At 45.1% G+C, this 19,265-nt stretch carries 20 protein-coding genes; 5 read left to right on the forward strand and 15 right to left on the reverse strand.

From position 1 onward, the window contains the following. Nucleotides 1–13 precede the first annotated feature (13 nt). The 4 genes from GCWU000321_RS03305 to GCWU000321_RS03320 all read right to left on the reverse strand — a co-directional run bounded on the left by GCWU000321_RS03305 (nucleotide 14) and on the right by GCWU000321_RS03320 (nucleotide 3,205). Nucleotides 14–499, reverse strand: coding sequence for a flavodoxin family protein (locus GCWU000321_RS03305; RefSeq protein WP_007069662.1), 486 nt, complete (start codon nucleotides 497–499; stop codon nucleotides 14–16). A 19-nt stretch (nucleotides 500–518) separates the two neighbouring features. Further along, nucleotides 519–1,016, reverse strand: a complete 498-nt coding sequence (locus GCWU000321_RS03310) for a flavodoxin (protein ID WP_007069663.1) — start codon at nucleotides 1,014–1,016, stop codon at nucleotides 519–521. Nucleotides 1,017–1,218: 202 nt separating this feature from the next. Next, entirely contained in the window at nucleotides 1,219–1,962 is a 744-nt protein-coding gene (locus GCWU000321_RS03315; protein WP_007069664.1) for a TIGR03915 family putative DNA repair protein, read from the reverse strand. Nucleotide 1,963: 1 nt separating this feature from the next. After that, complete coding sequence (locus tag GCWU000321_RS03320) at nucleotides 1,964–3,205, reverse strand: putative DNA modification/repair radical SAM protein (RefSeq protein WP_007069665.1); 1,242 nt, start codon at nucleotides 3,203–3,205, stop codon at nucleotides 1,964–1,966. 317 nt (nucleotides 3,206–3,522) lie between these two features. On the opposite strand from GCWU000321_RS03320, the gene GCWU000321_RS03325 reads away from it, so the two are divergent. From GCWU000321_RS03325 to GCWU000321_RS03345, 5 genes are read left to right on the forward strand one after another with little or no spacing between them, the layout of a single operon-like run. Continuing rightward, nucleotides 3,523–5,091: an ABC transporter substrate-binding protein gene (locus GCWU000321_RS03325; RefSeq protein ID WP_007069666.1), complete on the forward strand. Its 1,569-nt coding sequence runs from the start codon at nucleotides 3,523–3,525 to the stop codon at nucleotides 5,089–5,091. Between the two features lie 33 nt (nucleotides 5,092–5,124). Beyond that, on the forward strand, nucleotides 5,125–6,105 hold the full coding sequence (locus GCWU000321_RS03330; protein ID WP_244835045.1) for an ABC transporter permease: 981 nt from the start codon (nucleotides 5,125–5,127) through the stop codon (nucleotides 6,103–6,105). Continuing rightward, nucleotides 6,098–6,952: an ABC transporter permease gene (locus tag GCWU000321_RS03335; protein WP_007069668.1), complete on the forward strand. Its 855-nt coding sequence runs from the start codon at nucleotides 6,098–6,100 to the stop codon at nucleotides 6,950–6,952. The genes GCWU000321_RS03330 and GCWU000321_RS03335 overlap by 8 nt, the downstream gene beginning before the upstream one ends. An 8-nt stretch (nucleotides 6,953–6,960) precedes the next feature. Next, complete coding sequence (locus tag GCWU000321_RS03340) at nucleotides 6,961–7,830, forward strand: ATP-binding cassette domain-containing protein (RefSeq protein WP_007069669.1); 870 nt, start codon at nucleotides 6,961–6,963, stop codon at nucleotides 7,828–7,830. After that, on the forward strand, nucleotides 7,817–8,452 hold the full coding sequence (locus GCWU000321_RS03345; RefSeq protein WP_007069670.1) for an ABC transporter ATP-binding protein: 636 nt from the start codon (nucleotides 7,817–7,819) through the stop codon (nucleotides 8,450–8,452). The genes GCWU000321_RS03340 and GCWU000321_RS03345 overlap by 14 nt, the downstream gene beginning before the upstream one ends. A 173-nt stretch (nucleotides 8,453–8,625) precedes the next feature. On the opposite strand, the gene GCWU000321_RS03350 is transcribed toward GCWU000321_RS03345, so the two are convergent. The 11 genes from GCWU000321_RS03350 to GCWU000321_RS03400 form a co-directional block, all read right to left on the reverse strand. After that, nucleotides 8,626–9,306 carry a response regulator transcription factor gene (locus GCWU000321_RS03350; RefSeq protein ID WP_007069671.1) on the reverse strand — a complete coding sequence of 227 codons (681 nt, stop codon included), beginning with the start codon at nucleotides 9,304–9,306 and terminating at the stop codon, nucleotides 8,626–8,628. 89 nt (nucleotides 9,307–9,395) lie between these two features. Further along, entirely contained in the window at nucleotides 9,396–10,178 is a 783-nt protein-coding gene (locus GCWU000321_RS03355; protein WP_040381190.1) for a pseudouridine synthase, read from the reverse strand. Nucleotides 10,179–10,321: 143 nt separating this feature from the next. Next, complete coding sequence (locus GCWU000321_RS03360) at nucleotides 10,322–11,176, reverse strand: transporter substrate-binding domain-containing protein (protein WP_040381192.1); 855 nt, start codon at nucleotides 11,174–11,176, stop codon at nucleotides 10,322–10,324. Nucleotides 11,177–11,393: 217 nt separating this feature from the next. Further along, nucleotides 11,394–12,233 carry a transporter substrate-binding domain-containing protein gene (locus GCWU000321_RS03365; protein WP_007069674.1) on the reverse strand — a complete coding sequence of 280 codons (840 nt, stop codon included), beginning with the start codon at nucleotides 12,231–12,233 and terminating at the stop codon, nucleotides 11,394–11,396. A gap of 80 nt (nucleotides 12,234–12,313) precedes the next feature. Beyond that, on the reverse strand, nucleotides 12,314–13,006 hold the full coding sequence (locus tag GCWU000321_RS03370) for an amino acid ABC transporter permease (RefSeq protein WP_007069675.1): 693 nt from the start codon (nucleotides 13,004–13,006) through the stop codon (nucleotides 12,314–12,316). A 12-nt stretch (nucleotides 13,007–13,018) separates the two neighbouring features. After that, a complete protein-coding gene (locus GCWU000321_RS03375; RefSeq protein ID WP_007069676.1) occupies nucleotides 13,019–13,780 on the reverse strand; it encodes an amino acid ABC transporter ATP-binding protein in 762 nt (253 codons plus the stop codon). Nucleotides 13,781–13,922: 142 nt separating this feature from the next. Next, nucleotides 13,923–15,680, reverse strand: coding sequence for a phospho-sugar mutase (locus tag GCWU000321_RS03380; protein ID WP_244835047.1), 1,758 nt, complete (start codon nucleotides 15,678–15,680; stop codon nucleotides 13,923–13,925). Beyond that, a complete protein-coding gene (gene galE / locus GCWU000321_RS03385; protein ID WP_007069678.1) occupies nucleotides 15,572–16,585 on the reverse strand; it encodes a UDP-glucose 4-epimerase GalE in 1,014 nt (337 codons plus the stop codon). Before galE ends, GCWU000321_RS03380 begins: the two co-directional genes overlap by 109 nt. A 47-nt stretch (nucleotides 16,586–16,632) precedes the next feature. Continuing rightward, nucleotides 16,633–17,508, reverse strand: a complete 876-nt coding sequence (gene galU / locus GCWU000321_RS03390; RefSeq protein WP_007069679.1) for a UTP--glucose-1-phosphate uridylyltransferase GalU — start codon at nucleotides 17,506–17,508, stop codon at nucleotides 16,633–16,635. Between the two features lie 194 nt (nucleotides 17,509–17,702). Next, entirely contained in the window at nucleotides 17,703–18,827 is a 1,125-nt protein-coding gene (locus GCWU000321_RS03395; RefSeq protein WP_007069681.1) for an MGDG synthase family glycosyltransferase, read from the reverse strand. A gap of 128 nt (nucleotides 18,828–18,955) precedes the next feature. Next, entirely contained in the window at nucleotides 18,956–19,210 is a 255-nt protein-coding gene (locus GCWU000321_RS03400) for a hypothetical protein (protein ID WP_007069682.1), read from the reverse strand. Nucleotides 19,211–19,265 lie beyond the last annotated feature (55 nt).

Here is a 19,265-nt window from a genome sequence, read left to right on the forward strand (position 1 = left end):
ACTATCCTTTCATCTATTCCTTACATTTGTTTTTTTCCGCCCAGCGGATAATCTCATCCACCGGCCTCTGCAGCAGATTCCTTTTATACGGTACTGATAAAGAACTGCCTACCAGCGCGCCTTTATCTTCCAACAATCTTTTAAAATCATTTGCCGTCTTTCCCGGCTGCCCGCCGCTTGTAAAGAAAGGATATATCCGCTTCCCTTTCCATTCTGCTTTGCTGATGAAACTTTTTACAGCAGGCGTAAGCGTAAACCACCATACGGGAGATCCAACAAATATGACATCGTACTCTGCCGTTTCAGGCATTTCTGCCAATTCGGGAAGCGATTTTCTCAACTGTTCCAATCCCCCCTGCAGGACTGCCATACCGTAAGAAGGAGCATAACTCCTCTTTGTACGGATTTCACCGAGTTCTCCGCCCACCGCCTTATGAATCATTTCCGCAATCGCTTTTGTATGTCCCGTTTTTGAAAAATACACAGTAAGGATTTTCATAATTTTCTTCCCCTTTCTTTCAGAAAATATCTTTCACAGCTTCTTTTGCCCAGTTCCGGATCTGCACCTCTTTTGTAATTAAGATATCGCCGGAAAATTTTACATTCATTCCGGATTTGACACAGCCTCCCGAAAGATTAGTCGCAAAATCCTGCAGGGCATGCCCGGCCCATCCTTCATTAGTAACAAAGGGATAGATAATCTTTCCTCTTAAGTCATGGTTTTTCAGGAAACTTTTCATCGTCGGAGCGATACTGTACCACCACACCGGCGTTCCCAGAAAAATCATATGGCAGGCATCTATATCCACAGGGAACTCATTTAAGACCGGAAGGAATCCTTCATTCACTTCCCTACGCCCCTGTTCCACCATCGCTTCATAATCGGAAGGATACGGTTCTTTCGTCCGTATGGATGCCAATTCCCCGCCGACCGCATTTTGAATCAGTTCCGCTACGCGTCTTGTATGTGAGGTCATGGAATAATACGCAATGAGAATCTTATTTTTCAACTGCATACACCTCTTTCACCATTCAAAATGCCGCCCATGCTTTCGGACATCCCGTATAGAAAGCCGGCTGCGTGATCTCATCGACTGCTTCTCTTTTAGTGATACCACGAATACTTTCCTTTCTGCAAGTACCACCGGGAAAAACATCCCAACTATTTTTCGCTCGCTGTACAACTTCCCTGCGATGACATGATCCTCTTTCGCTATCCTACGTTTTTCCGCTCATTTCTGTCAGATAAGCCCAATACTTTTTTGGCAGGAACGAACGCTGTGCGGTAGGGTTATTTCTTTCCCGGATTGCCATATGACGGTAATAATCGCGCCACAGCTGTTGAAAGCCCTCTTCATCTTGGCTATAGGCTATATCCGTTTTCAAACTTTCCACACGAACAATCGTAACCTGCTTCCCATCATAATAAGCAGCCACATGCCGGCCCACATCATGAATTGCCCATTCTTCACAGGAAAGCCGTTTTTGAAAATGACGGACAATGAGGGGCAGCACATGATGCGTCGGATGAATGGGCGCATAAAGCATTCCCTCCGCCAATTCGCTGAACCTTACGATCCCCTTGAATTTTTCCGCTTCGTTCCCCGCCATTTGGGAACGCCTGAGAATTTCCCACATCCAGACTTCCCCCTGATGGGTATAAATAGATTTCCCCCATTTGAATCCGCGGCGTACATAGTCAAAAAGATATTTCTCACTGTCGTCATCACATAAAAAAGCGCGGTACAACCATCGGAAGGCGGCCGTCCCGCAACTCTTAAGAAATGCATCCGCCACGGTTTCCGCATGATTTATATCCGTCGCCACTTCTGTTTCTTCCCCAAAAAGATCCCCACTCCCCCGCGATGCGCTGATAGATCCCATCTGACCCGTGCCGTCATGGTAAATACGATATACCGCTGACAGGAATCCTGCAAATGTACCGTCATATACATATTTCATCTCATACCTGCCCGGAAAATAGACTCATCTGCATCATTTTTCTTCCTGCCCGCTTCGACAAGAGTGCCTTTCTTAAATTCCCCGTATCAGCATCTCCCATACCGTCATACTTTCCTCCGCAGGTCACAAAATGCTTCGCCCGCTTCCAGACCGCCCCTGCCCGTTTTACATCATCCGGTGATACAAATTGATTCCTCCGCATCCTTACGATTCTCCGTGCGCTTATTACACCGATTCCCGGCACACGCAAAATCATTTCATAAGGGGCGCGGTTGACTTCCACAGGAAACAACTCCCGATGGCGCATAGCCCAGCAGGATTTAGGATCCAAATCCATATCAAAATCCGGTTCCTTTTCCGTCAGTATTTCTTCTGCAGAAAACCCATAATACCGAAGCAGCCAGTCCGCCTGATACAGTCGGTTCTCCCGCAGAAGCGGCGGCCTTGCAATGACCGGCAGATTTTTACCTGCCATCACAGGTACATAGGCCGAATAATAGACACGCTTCAACTTCGCTACACGATACAGCCCCTCCGTCAGACGAAGAATATCCCGGTCACTCTCTCTGCTTGCCCCTACGATAAGCTGTGTCGTCTGCCCGGCTGGCACAAAGGCAGGTGCCCTTTTCGATCTCTCCTGTTTTTGCTCGGCAATTCGATCCCGAAAGAACTTCATGTGTGCCATGATCGCATCCCGTGATTTTTGTGGAGCTAAAAGCCTTAATGCCTTTTCCGATGGCAGTTCAATATTTACACTCACACGATCTACATAGCGCCCCAGTTCATTCAAAAGCTTGGAATCCGTACCGGGAATCCCTTTCATGTGGATGTATCCATTAAAATGCTCCCGCTCGCGAAGAATCCTTGCCGTTTTAATGAGCAGTTCTGTCGTATAATCGGGCGAGCGGATAATCCCGGAAGATAAGAACAGCCCCTCTATATAATTCCGCCGATAAAACTCTATAGTCAGCGTCGCGATTTCTTCAGGCGAAAGAAACACCCTCAGTATGTCATGGCTCTTTCTGTTCACACAATACTCGCAGTTGTAAATACAGGCATTCGTCATCAGTATCTTCAAGAGAGAAATACACCGCCCATCTGCTGTCCAGGCATGGCATATTCCGCTGTACTTAGCATTTCCCAAGCCGCCGGCCATATTTTTTCTTGATGACCCGCTGGAAGAACAGGATACGTCATACTTTGCCGCATCTGCCAGTATATTCAACTTCTCACCAATTTCCATGGAACCCCTCCCAAACAAATATTCTATTTCATTATACCATTAAACAGAATGTTTGTTCTGTTTATATTTATCGTTTTATATATATCGAAAAGGAATATCCGATACCAAACTTCCATTTAGCCGATTTTAGCGGTCACTTTACACATCATCTTATTCCTTTTATTGAATTGCATTCATTTCTTTTTAATTTTTACGGTTATTCTCCATACATATACTGTTTTTTTTTTCATAATACAGTATATAATAGAGAAGATTATTCTAATTATCCTAATTTATCATAGAATAAGGATATTTTTTCGAATCAAGGAGGAGTTCTTATGAAGAAAAAAATTTTAGCCGCACTGCTTATTGGAGCCTTATCATTAACAGGCTGCGGCACTGATAACATCCCCTCAAAAACCGCACAGAAAGATGAACTGACCATTACGGTAGGAAGAAATATGGTTGCAGGGAAATTCGATCCCACCATAGGTTACGGTGTATGGCATCCGGATGTTTTCCACAGCCATATTCTTACAGTAGGCAAAGATAATAAGCTGGTCAATGATTTGGCAACAAAAGAAACCATCAGTGCCGACGGGCTGACTTACACTTACGAAATCAGGAAAGACGCTAAATTTGCCGATGGTAAAACACTCACAGCAAAAGATATCGTATTCACTTTCAATAAAACAAAAGAAAGAGCTTCCGCTGCTGACCTCAGCATGCTTGATTCCGTAGAAGCAAAAGATGACTATACTGTTGTATTCCATCTGAAAAAGCCCTGGTCCACTTTCCCGTACAGCCTCACTGAAATCGGTATCGTCCCTGCCCATGCGTATACGGATACCTACGGTGATAAACCAATCGGCTCCGGCGCCTGGAAGGTACTTGATTTCAAAAAGGATCAGCAGCTTATCCTTGCTCCAAATGAATATTACTATGGCAAAAAATCTCCTTTTAAGAAAATTACCATTCTGAAAGTCGATGAGGATGCTGCTCTTGCTTCCGCCAAATCGGGACAGCTTGACCTGGTCTATGTAGATGCAGAGTCCTCCAAGACTAAAGTGGATCATATGACAGTACTCACAAAACCTACCATCGATAGCTTCTCCATTAATCTTCCCGTCATCCCGGAAACAACGGAAGATGGACAAATTATCGGAAATAATGTCACCAGCGACATCGCCATCCGCCAGGCATTGAATATCGGCATTAACAGGCAAGCCATTATCGATAATGCATTAAGCGGCTGCGGAACACCGGCATTCAGCACCAGCCCGGAGGCTCCATGGAGCAGCAAATATACGTTCCGGGATAACCGTGTCGAGGAAGCGAAAAAGCTTCTGGAAGATGCCGGATGGAAAGATACCGATGGTGACGGCATCCGCGAAAAGAATGGCGTGAAAGCCGAATTTACCGTTACCGGACGAAGCAATGATCTTGCCCGTTACAATACAGTCGTAGCACTTGCAGAAAATGCAAAGCCTCTCGGTATCCATATCATAGCCAAGTCGGAAGCATGGGCGGAGGCCAGAAAAGCCCGGCATACCCCGACCTGCTGGTCTTTTGTTGATTTGAATCCGATTGATTTCTATCGTCAATTCCATTCTTCCCAAATTGGGAAACAGGTAATCAACAATCCCTCTTCTTACCGTAATACGGCGGTCGATGCCGAAATTGATGCAGCCATCGCTTCCAACAACAGGGAAGAATCTTATATGCACTGGATCAATGCACAAAATCTGACAAATAAGGATATCCCTTCTCTCCGTATTTCATTCCCCTCTCTCACCTACTTTGTCAAAGATGGCCTGCACATTCCTGAATATGGAAAAACCATCACCAGAGGACAGGGGATTTCCATCATTGAAAACATGAATGAATGGACTTGGGATAGCAAATAACTCCGCATATTTTTCAAAGAAAGGGATTATATAGTGAACATCCGATATATTATTACATCATTTGTCCGAATGATCTTCCTTTTGATTTCAATTACTATGATCAGCTTTTTTCTGATTACTTCTTCCCCTATGAACCCTGTTGATTCCTATTTGGGAGAAATCAGCATATCCGAAGAACAGAGAGCAAAAATTGAAGAAGAATGGGGACTCAATAAATCGCCTGTAGAGCGGTACATTACCTGGGGCACGCATTTTATCTCCGGTGATATGGGAGATTCCATCAGCTACCATGAGCCCGTCAGCAAAGTGCTGAAAGAACGTTTTCAGGCGTCTTTAATTCTCATGGGCACTGCGTGGATACTCTCAGGCATTCTTGGTTTTACACTTGGCGTTATTTCAGGTACTTATAAAGGCAGTATCCTAGACAATATCATCAAAACGGTCAGTCTTCTCTTTGCATCCACCCCCGTATTCTGGATCGGACTGGTAATGCTTGTCATTTTCGCGGTGGAGTTACAATGGTTCCCTCTGGGTCTTGCAGCACCGGCAGGAAAACTGTCTTCCCAAGTCACCGTCATGGAACGACTCCATCATCTTATACTCCCTGCTTTGACATTGAGCATCTCTGAAATTTCTTATATCTGCCTTCATACCAGGCAAAAGCTGATCGACATTATGGAAAGTGACTATGTTCTCTTTGCCAAAGCGCGCGGTGAATCTACAAAACAGATTATTATGCGCCATGGTCTCCGAAATATATGCCTTCCTGCTGTCACCCTGCAGTTTGCCTACATCAGTGAACTTTTTGGCGGATCTGTACTTGCAGAGCAGGTCTTCTCCTATCCCGGATTGGGAAATGCCGCCACCCACGCAGGACTGCACGGAGACGCGCCTATGCTCCTCGGTGTTGCTGTTTTCAGTGCGCTTTTTGTATTTGCAGGCAACATGATGGCAAATATTGCCTATGGTATTATTGACCCCCGCATCAGGGAAGGAGGTAATCTCGATGCCTGAAAAGGAAATATCTCTGGCCCCGCTTCCCTTTTTTAATCCTCGTCGTAAAGTTCTGCTTATCATTTTTTCCGGACTTTTCATTCTCATTGCCGTATGTCTGTGGGGATTTTTTATGAATCCTGAACTTTATGGACCAAATTACGCTGCTAAACGGCTTTCTCCCTCGCTCGTCCATTTATTCGGTACTGACCAATTAGGACGGGATATGTTCTATCGAACAATCAGCGGCCTTTCACTTAGTATTCAAATCGGACTTCTTTCTGCTGTATTGAGTTCTTTTATCGCTCTCGTACTGGGAAGCATGTCTGCTATTTACGGAGGAAAAGTAGATTATATCATTAACTACCTCGTCGATCTCTGTATGGGTGTCCCTCACCTGATTCTTCTTATTTTAATTTCCATCGCCTGCAACAGCGGCGCCATCGGCGTTATCACCGGTGTGGCTCTTACACATTGGCCGGCGCTGACCCGTGTAGTCAGAGCGGAAGTCATGCAGGTACGTTCCGCCAAGTACGTCCAACTTTCGAGGCACATGGGAAAAAGTTCATGGTATATCGCAGTCCGGCATATTATTCCCCATGTTTTTCCACAATATATAGTCGGCCTGATACTGCTGTTTCCCCATGCCATCCTTCATGAAGCAGGAATTACCTTCCTTGGTTACGGTCTTCCTCTGGATACGCCTGCGGTTGGAATTATCCTTTCAGAATCCATGAAATATCTTTCCGCCGGTATGTGGTGGCTCGCAGTATTCCCGGGTATTGCACTGCTCATTACCGTACAGCTGTTTGATATCATCGGTGATTATATGAAAATTTATATTGACCCCCACAGTGCGCGGAAATAGGAGGAATTATGACAGAACAAATGAATACGCTCCTTGACGTCCGCCATCTTTCCGTCAGCTTTGAAAGTTACGATGCCAAATTACAGAAAGTTATTTTTACTGCTGTAAAGGACATGAGCCTCACTTTAGAAAAAGGAAAAATTCTCGCTATCGTAGGTTCCAGCGGTTCAGGGAAAAGTCTCCTTGCCCATGCGGTCATGGGAATTCTCCCTGATAATGCAAAAACAGGCGGCACCTTCTATTACAAGGGAGAAAAACTTACAAAGAAGAAGATAGAAGAAATCCGCGGTAAGAAGATGGCTTTTATTCCTCAATCCATTTCTTTCCTTGATCCACTCATGCCCGTAGGAGAACAGGTACAAGGCATTCAGGGCAAAGCAGTTCGGGAACTTCAGGAAAAACTCTTCAAACATTTTCACCTGAAAGAGGGTACCGATAAGCTTTACCCTTTCCAGCTCTCCGGAGGTATGGCAAGAAGAATCCTGCTTTCCACCGCTCTTGTGGGGAATTCTGAACTCATCATCGCTGACGAACCTACCCCCGGTCTTGATTTGGATACAGCGGTTAAAGCATTACAGGATTTTCGCAGTATCGCCAATGAAGGCCGAGGAATCATTCTCATCACCCACGATATCGACCTTGCGATCCATATCGCCGACTCTATCGCCATATTCCACGACGGACGCATCATTGAAACCGCCGACACAAGCACTTTCACAGGAGACGGTGAGGGACTGAAACACCCATACAGCAGAGCTCTTTTCGCCGCACTCCCCCAGAACGGTTTCCGTCTGGATGTATGTCCCCGATGCGGAGCCTGCAGTGCGACATGGGAAGTTGATGAAGCAGGAATGAGGTGTAATTGTGAACATACTTGATGTAAAAAGCATCTGTTTCCGATATAACCGGAGCCCTTATGTACTGAAAAATATCAGTTTCTCCGTTAAAGAAGGGGAAATCATCGTACTCCTGGGTCCGAGCGGTTACGGAAAAAGTACTTTGGCACAGCTGATTTCGGGATTTCTGAAGCCAACAGAAGGTGAGATTCTTTTTGAAGGAAAACCATTGCCAAAATCAGGATTTTCTCCTGTCCAGCTTATTTACCAGCATCCCGAACAGGCAGTGAATCCCCGATGGAAAATGAAAGATATTCTTTATGAGCCAGGCATACCGGAAGAAAACGTACTAAAAGAAATAGGCATTCAGGAAAAATGGTATGACCGATGGCCCAATGAACTGTCCGGCGGTGAGCTGCAACGTTTCTGCGTGGCGCGGGCTCTGCGAAAAAACACCAGACTTCTAATTTGTGATGAGATGACCACCATGCTTGACGCACTGAACCAGGCACACATATGGAACTATGTCCTGAAATATGCGAAGCAAAATAACATAACGCTCATTGCCATCACCCACAACAAATATCTGGCAGAAAAAATCGCAAATCGAATCATCAAACTGCCTGATCTGAATCATATAGATGTGGATACATCCGATATATGATATATAATTTAAAAATCCCCGATGCAGTGAATCTTCGGGGATTTTTAATGCCGTTTTACATAGGACAAATCTGAACGAATAACGGCTCATATTTTTTTGTGATTCAAAAAGATTGCAATACTCCGCTTTCTGCGTCTTTCCTACAAAATAAACACTATGCTTCCCATCATATTTTATTTCTCCCGCTCTCCCAGGCGATACCCCACGCCTCGAATGGTCCGTATGGCGGCACCTTCACCTCCCAGTTTCTGCCGCAGGCTCATGATATGCATATCAATAGTCCGGCTTTCCATTTCAAAAGGAATATCCCACACCGCCTGCATAATCTGCTCCCTAGAAAGGACAATCCCTTTATTCAGGAGCAGGTAGCATAATAATTGAAATTCTTTCAGCGTGACCGCCACTTCTTTCTCATCCACTGTCACTACATGGCGGTTTCGATCTGCACGGATAGTTCCAAAAGAAAGCAATTCCCCTTTATTCTCCGCCATTTTTCCACTTCTCCGCAGGACGGAACGAATACGCGACAGCAGTTCCATGATACCGAAAGGTTTTATTACATAGTCATCTGCACCGAGATCAAGCCCGCGAACCACATCAAATTCGCTGCTTTTAGCTGTCATCATGATAATCGGTATATTTGCTTCCCGCTCTCTGATCTTTTTTAAAATGCTGAGTCCATCTTCACCGGGAAGCATGACATCAAGCAGTACCAAATCGGGTACTGCCTTTTTCATCCCTTTGTAGAAATCATCCGCACAGCCAAATCCTTCCATGCCATATCCCTGCCCCCGCAGCGCGTAGCCTACCAGATCGCGGATGCTTTCATCATCTTCCACACAGTAAATCAGCATATCATTCTCCCTGTTGCACCAATGTACCGCATAAACCGCTTTTCTTTCATTATACTACAGCATACTGCGCCGCCTTCCTACAAGATATTTCACATATGTCCATTTTTTTCAAGAGCGGCTACTTCTCCTGCAGTAAGCCGCCGGTACGTACCTTCTTCCAATGTGGGATCAAGGACAACAGAACCTATACGAATCCGCTTTAAGTAGATGACCTCTTTTCCAAGTGCATGAAACATACGCTTAATCTGATGAAATTTTCCTTCCTGCACCACAACCCGAATTTCACTTACCCCGTTTTCCAATGCCGATTTCGGTGCCCGGCTGTTTGCCAAATCCATAAAATCACTTTCCAGAGCATTTTCACGATATCCGTCAATCATGAGTTTTGCAGGAAGTGCCGTAAATATTTCATCGACATAAATACCTTTCTCAAACTTTTCCCTGTCTGCCTCATCCACCCTGCCGTCAATGCGGGCATAATATTCTTTATCAATATGCTTTTTTGGAGAAAGCAGACGATGATGAAAACCGCCGTCATTTGTGACCAGAAGAAGTCCTACGGTATCTTTATCCAACCGTCCTACCGGAGACAGATCCTTGCGCCGCCTTTCTCCAAAAAAATCCAATACTGTTTTCTGATACCGGTCTTCTGTCGCCGTGATGACACCTGCCGGTTTATTCAGCATATAGTATTCATAACGAAAATAGGGTACCGGTTCTCCTGCAAAAATAATCTCATCATTTTCATTGACCATAAACCCGGGATCCGTTATCTTTTCTCCGTTGACCTGTACTGCGCCCTTTCGTATGTCCCGTTTCAATTCCGTCCGCGTACCCATATTCATATCGGAAAGAAATTTGTCCAGCCGCATAACATCCTCCTCATCTGCATCTCTTCCGCCATTTCTATTATACAAGAACAAAAGAAATCAAATCATATTATGCCTGCATCCCACAGTAAAAACCCACCTTGTGAATAAGGTGAGTTTTTTCATGCTTATATGGCTGAATTCCTTTACTGCTTATCAGCATTTTCCACGGCTTTTCTGCTGTATTCATCTGTCCATTTTTTAAAATTGCCATTGTCTGTATTTTCTTTAATGACTTTATTGACGACAGCCACCACATCTTCATTTCCTTTTTGCACCGCTGCAGCAGAACTCTTCACTGCATTCGGGAATTCTACCTCAGAGAACATAAGATCATCATTGAATACAAGGTACTGTCCGCCGACAATCCCTTCCACCACAAGCCCATCCACTTTCCCCTGTTTCAATTCAAGCACTACTTCCGGCACATGAGCTAAAGAAACAATCTTCGTGTCTTTAATCTTTTCTTTGGCAAGAGCTTCCTGGGTTGTCGATTTTTGTACGCCGACGGTTTTCCCGAAAAGGTCTTCCAATTTTTTGTATCGGCTGCCATCTTCCTTACGAATGATAACTTTCTGCTCTGTCGGCAGGTAATCCGCGGAGAAATCCATGGACTTTTTACGTTCCTCTGTCGGATTGATGCCCGCAATGGCGATATCCACCTTTCCTCCGGTCAGCGAAGTGAGAAGCGCCTGGAAATTCATATCCTGCACTTCCAGTTTCACCCCTAATTCATCAGCTATTTTCTGCGCCAGCGCCATGTCAATACCGATAACTTTCTTTTCACCGACAGAGGTATCAATAAATTCATAAGGCGGATAACCGGAAGCAGTCCCTACCACAAGTTTCCCCTGCTTTTTGATCTTCTGCATCAGTGGACTTTCTTTCTGCACAGCCCCCTGGTCCGGTGCTTTATTCCCATCACTGCAGCCTGAAACAAACAGCGCCGCGGAAGCTGCTATCCCCAAAATCACCGCTCTTATCATTTTCCTCGCATTCATTTTTTCCGCTCCTTTCCAACATACTGCATTGCTCTTTTTAATAGTGCAAAGGTATATTAGCATAATTATTCATATATGTCAATAATTATTCATATAAAATTTAATTCCTTATTTTCTATAATTCGTAAGTATTATAAATCCCCCCTTCCTCTAAATGCATATTCTCTCATTCTACACATATAAAAAGACGCCCCCAAGGAGCGCCTTTCCATTTTTGTCATTTTGCTTTTTCAACAGCGACCTTGCTATACTCATCCACCCATTTTTCAAAATTTCCATTTTTCGTATTTTCATCAATCACATCATTAATCAATTTAACCAGGTCATCATTTCCTTTTTGCAGTGCAACAGCAGAAAGTTTCTTTGCATCAGGAAAAGTCACATCAGCCAGTACAAGATCCGGATTAAAAATCAGGTACTGCCGCGCAACAATCCCTTCTATAATGATTCCGTTCAGCTTGCCGTGTTTTAATTCAAGCACCGCGTCGGGAACACTTGTCAGCCCCACAGATTTTGCCCCTTCTACTTTCTGGGCGGCGGCTTCCTGGGTAGTGGACTTTTCAGCACCGATAACTGCTCCTTTTAAATCAGCTGCAGTTTTATATTTCGCAGCATCATCTTTTTTGATCAGCAGCTTTTGTTCCGTCGGCAGATAGGATTTGGAAAAAGCCATCGCCTTTTCCCTTTCCGCCGTCGGAAAGATACCACCCACCGCAATATCTACTTTATTTGCCGTCACGGAAGAAAGAAGCGCAGAAAACCCCATGTCCTGTACTTCCAATTTCACGCCTAACTTATCGGCAATCTGCTGTGCCAGTTCGATATCAAGTCCGATAACCTTCTTTTCACCACTCGCGGCGTCTACAAAAACATAGGGAGGGTAACCGGAAGAAGTTCCTACAACAATCTTGCCTTTTTCCTTAATTTTCTGCATCAGGTTTCCCTGAGCTTGTGCATTCTGTGGTGCTGCCGTCCTGCTGCTGTCACCGCATCCGGAAATGGCAAGCGCGCATACGGCCGCTAATCCTAAAATCGCTGATCTAACTGCATGTTTCATTTAAATAACTCCTTCCCTTACTCAATTTTATGTATTATACACCGCTCTATCCGCCGTGAAAATGCGGTATGACATCTTTCTTACCTTACCGACCGTACTTTCAGGCGTATTTCCAGAACACGCAGACAGGAAGAAACAAAGAATGTCATCACAAAGTAGTATACCGCGACAATGACAAGCGGAGGAAAAGGCTGGAAACTGATTCCCTGAATGGTCGCCGCCGTATACATGAGATCCGCCATGCCGATGACGGACACCTGGGAAGACTCCTTGATAAGGGTAACAAATTCATTACCAATCACCGGCAGGATATTTCTGATTGCCTGGGGAATAATAATCCGCACCATAGATTCCCATTTCGAAAATCCAAGAGACATGGCTGCTTCAAGCTGCCCTTTATGAATTGACTGGATACCGGAACGGACAATTTCACACTGGTATGCGCCGGAGTTTAATATCAGTGCCAGCACACCGGCTGACAGCCTTTCGAAATCCACTCCCCATATTTCAAAATTAGGGAACTGGATTCCAAGGAAAGGAAGTCCAAAAAACACAAGGGAAATCTGTACAAGTACCGGAGTGCCGCGGATGACCTCTACATATACCGCAGCAACAGCCTGCAATATTTTCACACCGGAAATCTTCATAAAGGCCAGAATTACCCCCAGAAAAAGTCCGAAGAAACATGACAGAAATGAAATAATGATCGTTATCTTCGCGCCTGCCATAAAAATATCATTATATTTGACAGCGGTTTCAAGCACTATATCCATAATACAATCTCCTTAAATATCTGTATGAAGCAAACGCTTTAGGAAAATCTGTGTCCTTTCTTCCCGCGGACGGCTGAATATTTCCTCAGGACTTCCTTCTTCTACAATATACCCTTTATCCATAAATACCACACGGCTGGAAACAGAGCGGGCAAACTGCATTTCATGGGTTACCACCGCCATGGTCATACCTTCAAGAGCCACTTCTTTCATAACGGTGAGAACATCACCGACGAGTTCAGGATCAAGAGCGGAAGTCGGTTCATCAAACAGGAGCATCTTCGGTTTCATCGCAAGCGCTCTGGCAATAGCCACACGCTGCTGCTGTCCGCCGGAAAGCTCTCCCGGATAATGGTTTGCCCGATCCGCCATGCCCACGCGGGAAAGCAGCTCCATAGCTTCTTCTTTCGCCTGTTTCTTATCCAGCTTGTTGATATGGACAGGCGCATACATGACGTTTTCCACAGCACTGAACATGGGAAACAAGTTGAATGACTGGAATACCATACCCACATCACGGCGGAGCATTTTCACATCAGTCTTTCCGTCAATCAGCCTGCCGTCAAACCACAATTCGCCTCCCGTCGGTTTTTCCAAAAGATTCAGGCAGCGGAGAAAAGTACTCTTCCCGGAACCTGACGGACCGATAATTGTCAGTACCTCTCCATTTCCAATCTGAATATTAATGTCTTTCAGAACTTCTACTTTCCCGAAGGATTTCTCTAAATGCTTGACTTCATAAATCACATGTGTACCCGCTGCATCAATCATCATACCACCTCAATTATTAATATACAGGATAATAGCATAATTATACACCTATGTCAATAAATCTTCATTATGTAATCTGCCGCAAGAAAACAAAAAACCATACTTGCACATTCCCGTAAGTATGGTCTTATGAATAAATTCTATTTTATAAATCAAATTCCCGTTCCCAGATTTCCTTGTACATAAGGAAACGGCGGGATGTTTCTTCTTCATCTTTCCCCTTCAGCGAACAGTAAATCTTTATCTTAGGTTCCGTTCCCGATGGGCGGACCGCTATCCATGAATGATCCTTCAAGATGAATTTCAATACATTTTCAGCAGGCAGTCCGTCAATGCCTTTTGCATAATCCCGTATCTCCCCGATGTCCGGTAAAATCTCCTGCACGCCCTTTACCCGGAGGGCTGCCATGATATCTGCGATTTTTGCAAGACCTTTTTTACCGGCAAATGTATAAGATGAAAGTTTATCAAGGCAGTATCCATATTCTTTCGATAGTTCCGCCAGCACATCAATCAGAGTTTTTCCCTGCTTCTTAAAATAATCTGCCATCTCGCAAATCAGAAGGGCTGTCACAACGGCGTCTTTATCCCGGGCATGGGTACCTGCCAGATAACCGTAACTCTCTTCATAGCCAAAGATAAATTCATGGCTTCCATCTTTCTCATACTGTGACATTTTCTCACCGATATACTTGAATCCGGTAAGAGTTTCTTCCACCTGCACACCATACTTCCCTGCAATATCCCTGCCAATACCGCCGGTAACAATTGTTGTTATAATGGTGGACTTACCTGTCAGTTCTTTTTCTTTCATCGTCAGCAGATAGTTCACCAAGAGTGCCCCCATTCTGCTTCCTGAAATAAGAAGATACTTGCCGTTATGGAGGACGGCCGCGCCTATCCGATCGCTGTCAGGATCTGTTCCGATAACGATGTCTGCTCCGATTTCTCCTGCCAGCTTTATCCCCAACTGCAAAGCATCCTGATTCTCCGGATTCGGCGCGCTTACAGTCGGAAAGTTCCCGTCAGGCTTTTCCTGGCTTTCTACGATATGGACATCAGTAAAACCACCACGTTTCAATATTTTCCGCACAGGAATATTCCCTGCGCCATGAATAGGCGTGTATACGATTTTAAGATTTCCCACATTCCCCTTCAATGTGGACTGTTTATATATTTCTTCAATAAAAAGATCTACCGTATCCTGCCCCAGACGGGTAAGCAGCTCTTTACTGCCGGTACATGGAATATGGGCAAGATCAGAAATATTTTCTACATAACGCGAAAGCACATTGGCATCACGAGGCACCAGCTGCCCCCCATCCGGCCCGTAAACTTTGTATCCGTTATATTCCTTCGGATTATGACTGGCAGTAATGACGATCCCGCCTGCCGCACGAAAATGCCTGACCGAAAAAGAAAGAATAGGGATTGGTTCCGGCTCTGTGAAAAATTTTACCGGAATCCCTGCTGCGCAAAGAACATGAGCCGCTTCCGCGGCAAAATCAGCGGAGTTATTTCTGGAGTCATAAGCGATAATCACCCCGTCTTGACACCGTTTCCCATAAGTATCCTGCAGGTAATCCGCAAATCCTTTTGTCGCTTTCCGTACATTGTACCTATTCATGCGGTTTGATCCGACACCCATAATACCCCGGAGCCCTGCCGTACCGAATTCCAGATCCCTGTAAAAGCGATCTTCAATTTCCTTTTCATCTTTCAGTAAAAGCAGCTCTTTCTTCTCTGCATCATCACACCAGCTGAGCCAGTCCCTGTAAGCATCTTTATACCCCATCACAGGCTTTCCTTCTGTTTTTCCCCGCCATATCCGTAAGGATGTGACAGATGCCATTTCCATGCTGCGGCAATAATCTCTTCTGTACTGCTTCTTGTCGGATTCCATCCCAATGCCTTTTTGCACTTGGCAGATGATGCAATTAAGGCTGCCGGATCTCCGCTGCGCCGCCCTTCTTCGACTACCTTGAAATCCACACCTGTCACTTTCTTTGCGACCTCAATGATTTCTCTCACGCTGAAACCGTTTTCTGAACCGAGGTTAAATACATCACTCACTCCGCCACCCGCCAGATACTTCATTGCCAGCACATGGGCATCCGCCAGGTCCAGCACATGAATATAGTCACGAAGACAGGTACCGTCAGGCGTAGGATAATCCGTCCCATAGATGGAAATATGGTCGCGTACCCCCTGTGCCGTTTTCAAAATCAAAGGAATCAGATGGGATTCAGGCTGATGATCCTCTCCGATCATTCCGCCTTCCGCCGCGCCTGCCGCGTTAAAATAGCGGAGTGCCACATAGCTTAATCCGTACGCCGCAGTAAAATCACGCATCATATCCTCGATGACAAGTTTCGTCCTGCCATACACATTGGTCGGATTATGGGGAAAATCTTCTTCAATAGGTGTTTTCTCCGGCTCCCCATATACCGCTGCCGTGGAAGAAAAGACGATTTTATCCACGCCTGCTTTTCTCATTCCCAGGAGCAAATGAAGCGTCCCTTCCACATTATTGGAATAATATTTGCCCGGTTCTACCATGGATTCTGCCACAAGACTGGATGCAGCAAAATGAATCACACCGTCAATTTCATAGCGTTTCATAGTTTCTGCCACAAAAGCAATATCATGGATATCGCCCTCGATAAAAGCAACCTCTTCAGGCACTGATTCACGGTGCCCGGTAGACAGGTTATCAAAAACAAAAGGAGTAAATTCTTCTGACTTCATCAGTGCTCTTACTGTATGTGAACCGATATATCCCGCACCGCCTGTTACAAGAATATTCATTCTATGTTCCTTTCCACAAGAAATACAGACTTATAAAGAATTTCCTACTACCAGTCTTTCGTCAAGTTTTTCAAGTATGTATGGAAATCATCCCCCAAATCATCTCTTCGGAGCGCATATTCCACAGTGGCTTTCAAAAAACCCAGCTTATCTCCGGTATCATATCGCTTGCCCTCAAAACAGTATGCGTACACATTCCCTGCATGAGCCATGACACGGAGTGCATCGGTCAACTGTATTTCTCCGCCTTTTCCCGGCGCAGTCTGTTCAAGTACCTCAAAAACTTCCGGTGTAATCACATATCGTCCCAATGCTGCCACACGGCTCGGTGCTTCAGAAATGGACGGTTTTTCTATCATATCATCCACCTTCAGAAGCCCCTTATCATTGATTTCCTTTCCGGCAATAATTCCGTAAGCAGACACCCGCTCCGGCGCTACACACTGGCAGCCAATCACAGTTCCGCCGGTTTGTTCATATTGTTCCATAAGCTGTTTCAACGCAGGCTTCTCTGGGTGGTATACGACATCATCACCAAGAATGACACCGAACGGCTCGCCGTCCACGAAATCTTTCGCACAGAGAATCGCGTCTCCCAGCCCCCGCATATACTGCTGCCGGACATAATGGATTTTAATGGAAGAAATTTTCCTGATTTCTTTTAAAACGGACATCTTTCCATGTTCATACAAATGGGATTCCAGCTCGGGAGACGAATCGAAATGATCTTCAATTGCCCGTTTCGCATGACCGCTGATGATTAAGATCTGGTCAATACCGCTTTCCAGAATTTCTTCTGCAATATATTGGATTGTCGGCTTATCAACAATGGGCAGCATCTCTTTCGGCATGGCTTTTGTCGCAGGAAGAAACCGTGTGCCGAATCCTGCAGCCGGAATAATTGCTTTCCTTATTTTCCGCATAAAGTACCTCCTCAAATTTTTATTTCTTAGAAGATTATTTTCTCATATTCAATAACACTAAACTGCTAAGCGGCATAGAGGTATCTTCGGTCATTTCCGCAAGCACTTTCTTAATAGAATCCAAGTATCTCTTTCTGTTTCCCCAGCGGCTGCCGCACTTATCATAGAGATGAGACCAACAAAAAGTATATCTCTCAAATGTTTTTTTTGTCCATTTTTTCAACCATATCATAGAGGATTTTTACAACTTCTCCGGCACTTTCCATATGACTGGTACCGCAGGCATTTTCCATTTGTTTCCTTTTTTCGGGATTCGCAAGGATATATCTGACCGTTTCCGCCAGTTCTCCCCGTTTCACCCATTCCGCACAGCCGAGTCCGCTTAAAAATGCAGCGTTTGCCCGTTCCTGCCCGGGAAGCGTATTCACCAAAACCATGGGCTTGTTCATGACAATCGCTTCCGTACAGGTAAGCGCCCCCGGTTTTGTCACCAGCAGTTCGCACCGCCCCATGATACGGGCCACTTTATTCGTATAGCTGTGCAGTTCCACAGGATGGCGGAGTCTTTCTGCCAAAGCCGCCACTTCTTCATAAAGGCTTATATTCTGTCCTGTGATGACAATGAACCTTGCTATTTCATCCACTTCATCCATACGTTTCAAGTCATCAGCAATCCTGCCGAGGCCAAGACCGCCTCCCATGACAAGTACTGTTCCCTTTTCCGCAACCGGACGGCGGGCGCTCTCCTCATAAAAAGACTTCCTCACGGGGATCCCCGTCGTATGGATAATATCGGAAGAAATACCATACCGCGAAAGCAACGATGCCAGTTCAGGCGTTGCCACACAGTATCCGTCCAGGTGACGGTCTATCCAAAGCTGATGAATGTCAAAATCAGTAATCACCCCTAAAAGCGGCGTGGTGATATCGCCTTTTTTCTTCAACAAATCAGCGGCCCCCGCAGGAAAGGGATGGGTAAAAATCAAAGCGTCCGGATTCAATACCCGGATAAGCCGTTTCATTCTCCTGCGGAAACTTAAAGATAAAAGCGCCTGCGACGTTTTTCCGAAGCTGCTCTTTTGTGAATTGCTGTACAGGCTGTCATATATATCAGGAATAAGCCTGATCATCTGCAGATATGTCCGCTTGATGATCTGATCCACAGACAGCACATCACGGGATACGAAATCAAGCACGCGAACAGAATCCTCAGGATGCATCTCCTTGATGGATTCCGCGATGGCTCTCGCCGCCTGGCTGTGTCCTGTGCCGATACTGGCTGTTAATATAAAAAACCTGCGGGATTTTTTCTCAGGCATCAAAATTCCCTTCTTCCGATTTTATCTTTGCTCATTATAGCATACCGGGCAGCTCAGACGGTAAAGGGGGAATGAAATCAGGAATCGGGGCATCAGAAAAGCCCCCAATAGCGGAGGCTCCATTATTCTTATCCTTTTAATCCACGGCTCTGGCGGTCCATGTCTTCTACAACGATATCAAAGATATCTCCCACAGTGGCGCAGTATTGAAGAAGAAACCATGGCTCATTCGTATGAAAATGGATTTTCACCAAATTCCCCACCTGTACGACAATGAGACAGTCGCCTTTCAGATTTTTATTGATATGCTTTGAAATTTCCTCCTTCTTTAAATTTTCGCCTTCAATCAGTAATTGCGTATCATATTTGAATTCAATCATCATGATCCCCCATCCTGATTTCCTTGTCAGAAACCTTAAACAGTATATTACATTTGAG

This window comes from Dialister invisus DSM 15470, from assembly GCF_000160055.1.
Classification (GTDB): domain Bacteria; phylum Bacillota; class Negativicutes; order Veillonellales; family Dialisteraceae; genus Dialister; species Dialister invisus.

What these genes read in the sequence shown, in the direction of transcription:
- GCWU000321_RS03340 (WP_007069669.1), top strand. Translation starts at nt 6,961, where the DNA reads ATGACAGAACAAATGAATACGCTCCTTGACGTCCGCCATCTTTCCGTC.
- GCWU000321_RS03370 (WP_007069675.1), bottom strand. Translation starts at nt 13,006, where the DNA reads ATGGATATAGTGCTTGAAACCGCTGTCAAATATAATGATATTTTTATG.
- GCWU000321_RS03395 (WP_007069681.1), bottom strand. Translation starts at nt 18,827, where the DNA reads ATGCCTGAGAAAAAATCCCGCAGGTTTTTTATATTAACAGCCAGTATC.
- GCWU000321_RS03305 (WP_007069662.1), bottom strand. Translation starts at nt 499, where the DNA reads ATGAAAATCCTTACTGTGTATTTTTCAAAAACGGGACATACAAAAGCG.
- GCWU000321_RS03375 (WP_007069676.1), bottom strand. Translation starts at nt 13,780, where the DNA reads ATGATGATTGATGCAGCGGGTACACATGTGATTTATGAAGTCAAGCAT.
- GCWU000321_RS03350 (WP_007069671.1), bottom strand. Translation starts at nt 9,306, where the DNA reads ATGCTGATTTACTGTGTGGAAGATGATGAAAGCATCCGCGATCTGGTA.
- GCWU000321_RS03315 (WP_007069664.1), bottom strand. Translation starts at nt 1,962, where the DNA reads ATGAAATATGTATATGACGGTACATTTGCAGGATTCCTGTCAGCGGTA.
- GCWU000321_RS03355 (WP_040381190.1), bottom strand. Translation starts at nt 10,178, where the DNA reads ATGCGGCTGGACAAATTTCTTTCCGATATGAATATGGGTACGCGGACG.
- GCWU000321_RS03400 (WP_007069682.1), bottom strand. Translation starts at nt 19,210, where the DNA reads ATGATGATTGAATTCAAATATGATACGCAATTACTGATTGAAGGCGAA.
- galU (WP_007069679.1), bottom strand. Translation starts at nt 17,508, where the DNA reads ATGCGGAAAATAAGGAAAGCAATTATTCCGGCTGCAGGATTCGGCACA.
- galE (WP_007069678.1), bottom strand. Translation starts at nt 16,585, where the DNA reads ATGAATATTCTTGTAACAGGCGGTGCGGGATATATCGGTTCACATACA.
- GCWU000321_RS03310 (WP_007069663.1), bottom strand. Translation starts at nt 1,016, where the DNA reads ATGCAGTTGAAAAATAAGATTCTCATTGCGTATTATTCCATGACCTCA.
- GCWU000321_RS03365 (WP_007069674.1), bottom strand. Translation starts at nt 12,233, where the DNA reads ATGAAACATGCAGTTAGATCAGCGATTTTAGGATTAGCGGCCGTATGC.
- GCWU000321_RS03335 (WP_007069668.1), top strand. Translation starts at nt 6,098, where the DNA reads ATGCCTGAAAAGGAAATATCTCTGGCCCCGCTTCCCTTTTTTAATCCT.
- GCWU000321_RS03360 (WP_040381192.1), bottom strand. Translation starts at nt 11,176, where the DNA reads ATGAATGCGAGGAAAATGATAAGAGCGGTGATTTTGGGGATAGCAGCT.
- GCWU000321_RS03320 (WP_007069665.1), bottom strand. Translation starts at nt 3,205, where the DNA reads ATGGAAATTGGTGAGAAGTTGAATATACTGGCAGATGCGGCAAAGTAT.
- GCWU000321_RS03380 (WP_244835047.1), bottom strand. Translation starts at nt 15,680, where the DNA reads ATGGAATCCGACAAGAAGCAGTACAGAAGAGATTATTGCCGCAGCATG.
- GCWU000321_RS03325 (WP_007069666.1), top strand. Translation starts at nt 3,523, where the DNA reads ATGAAGAAAAAAATTTTAGCCGCACTGCTTATTGGAGCCTTATCATTA.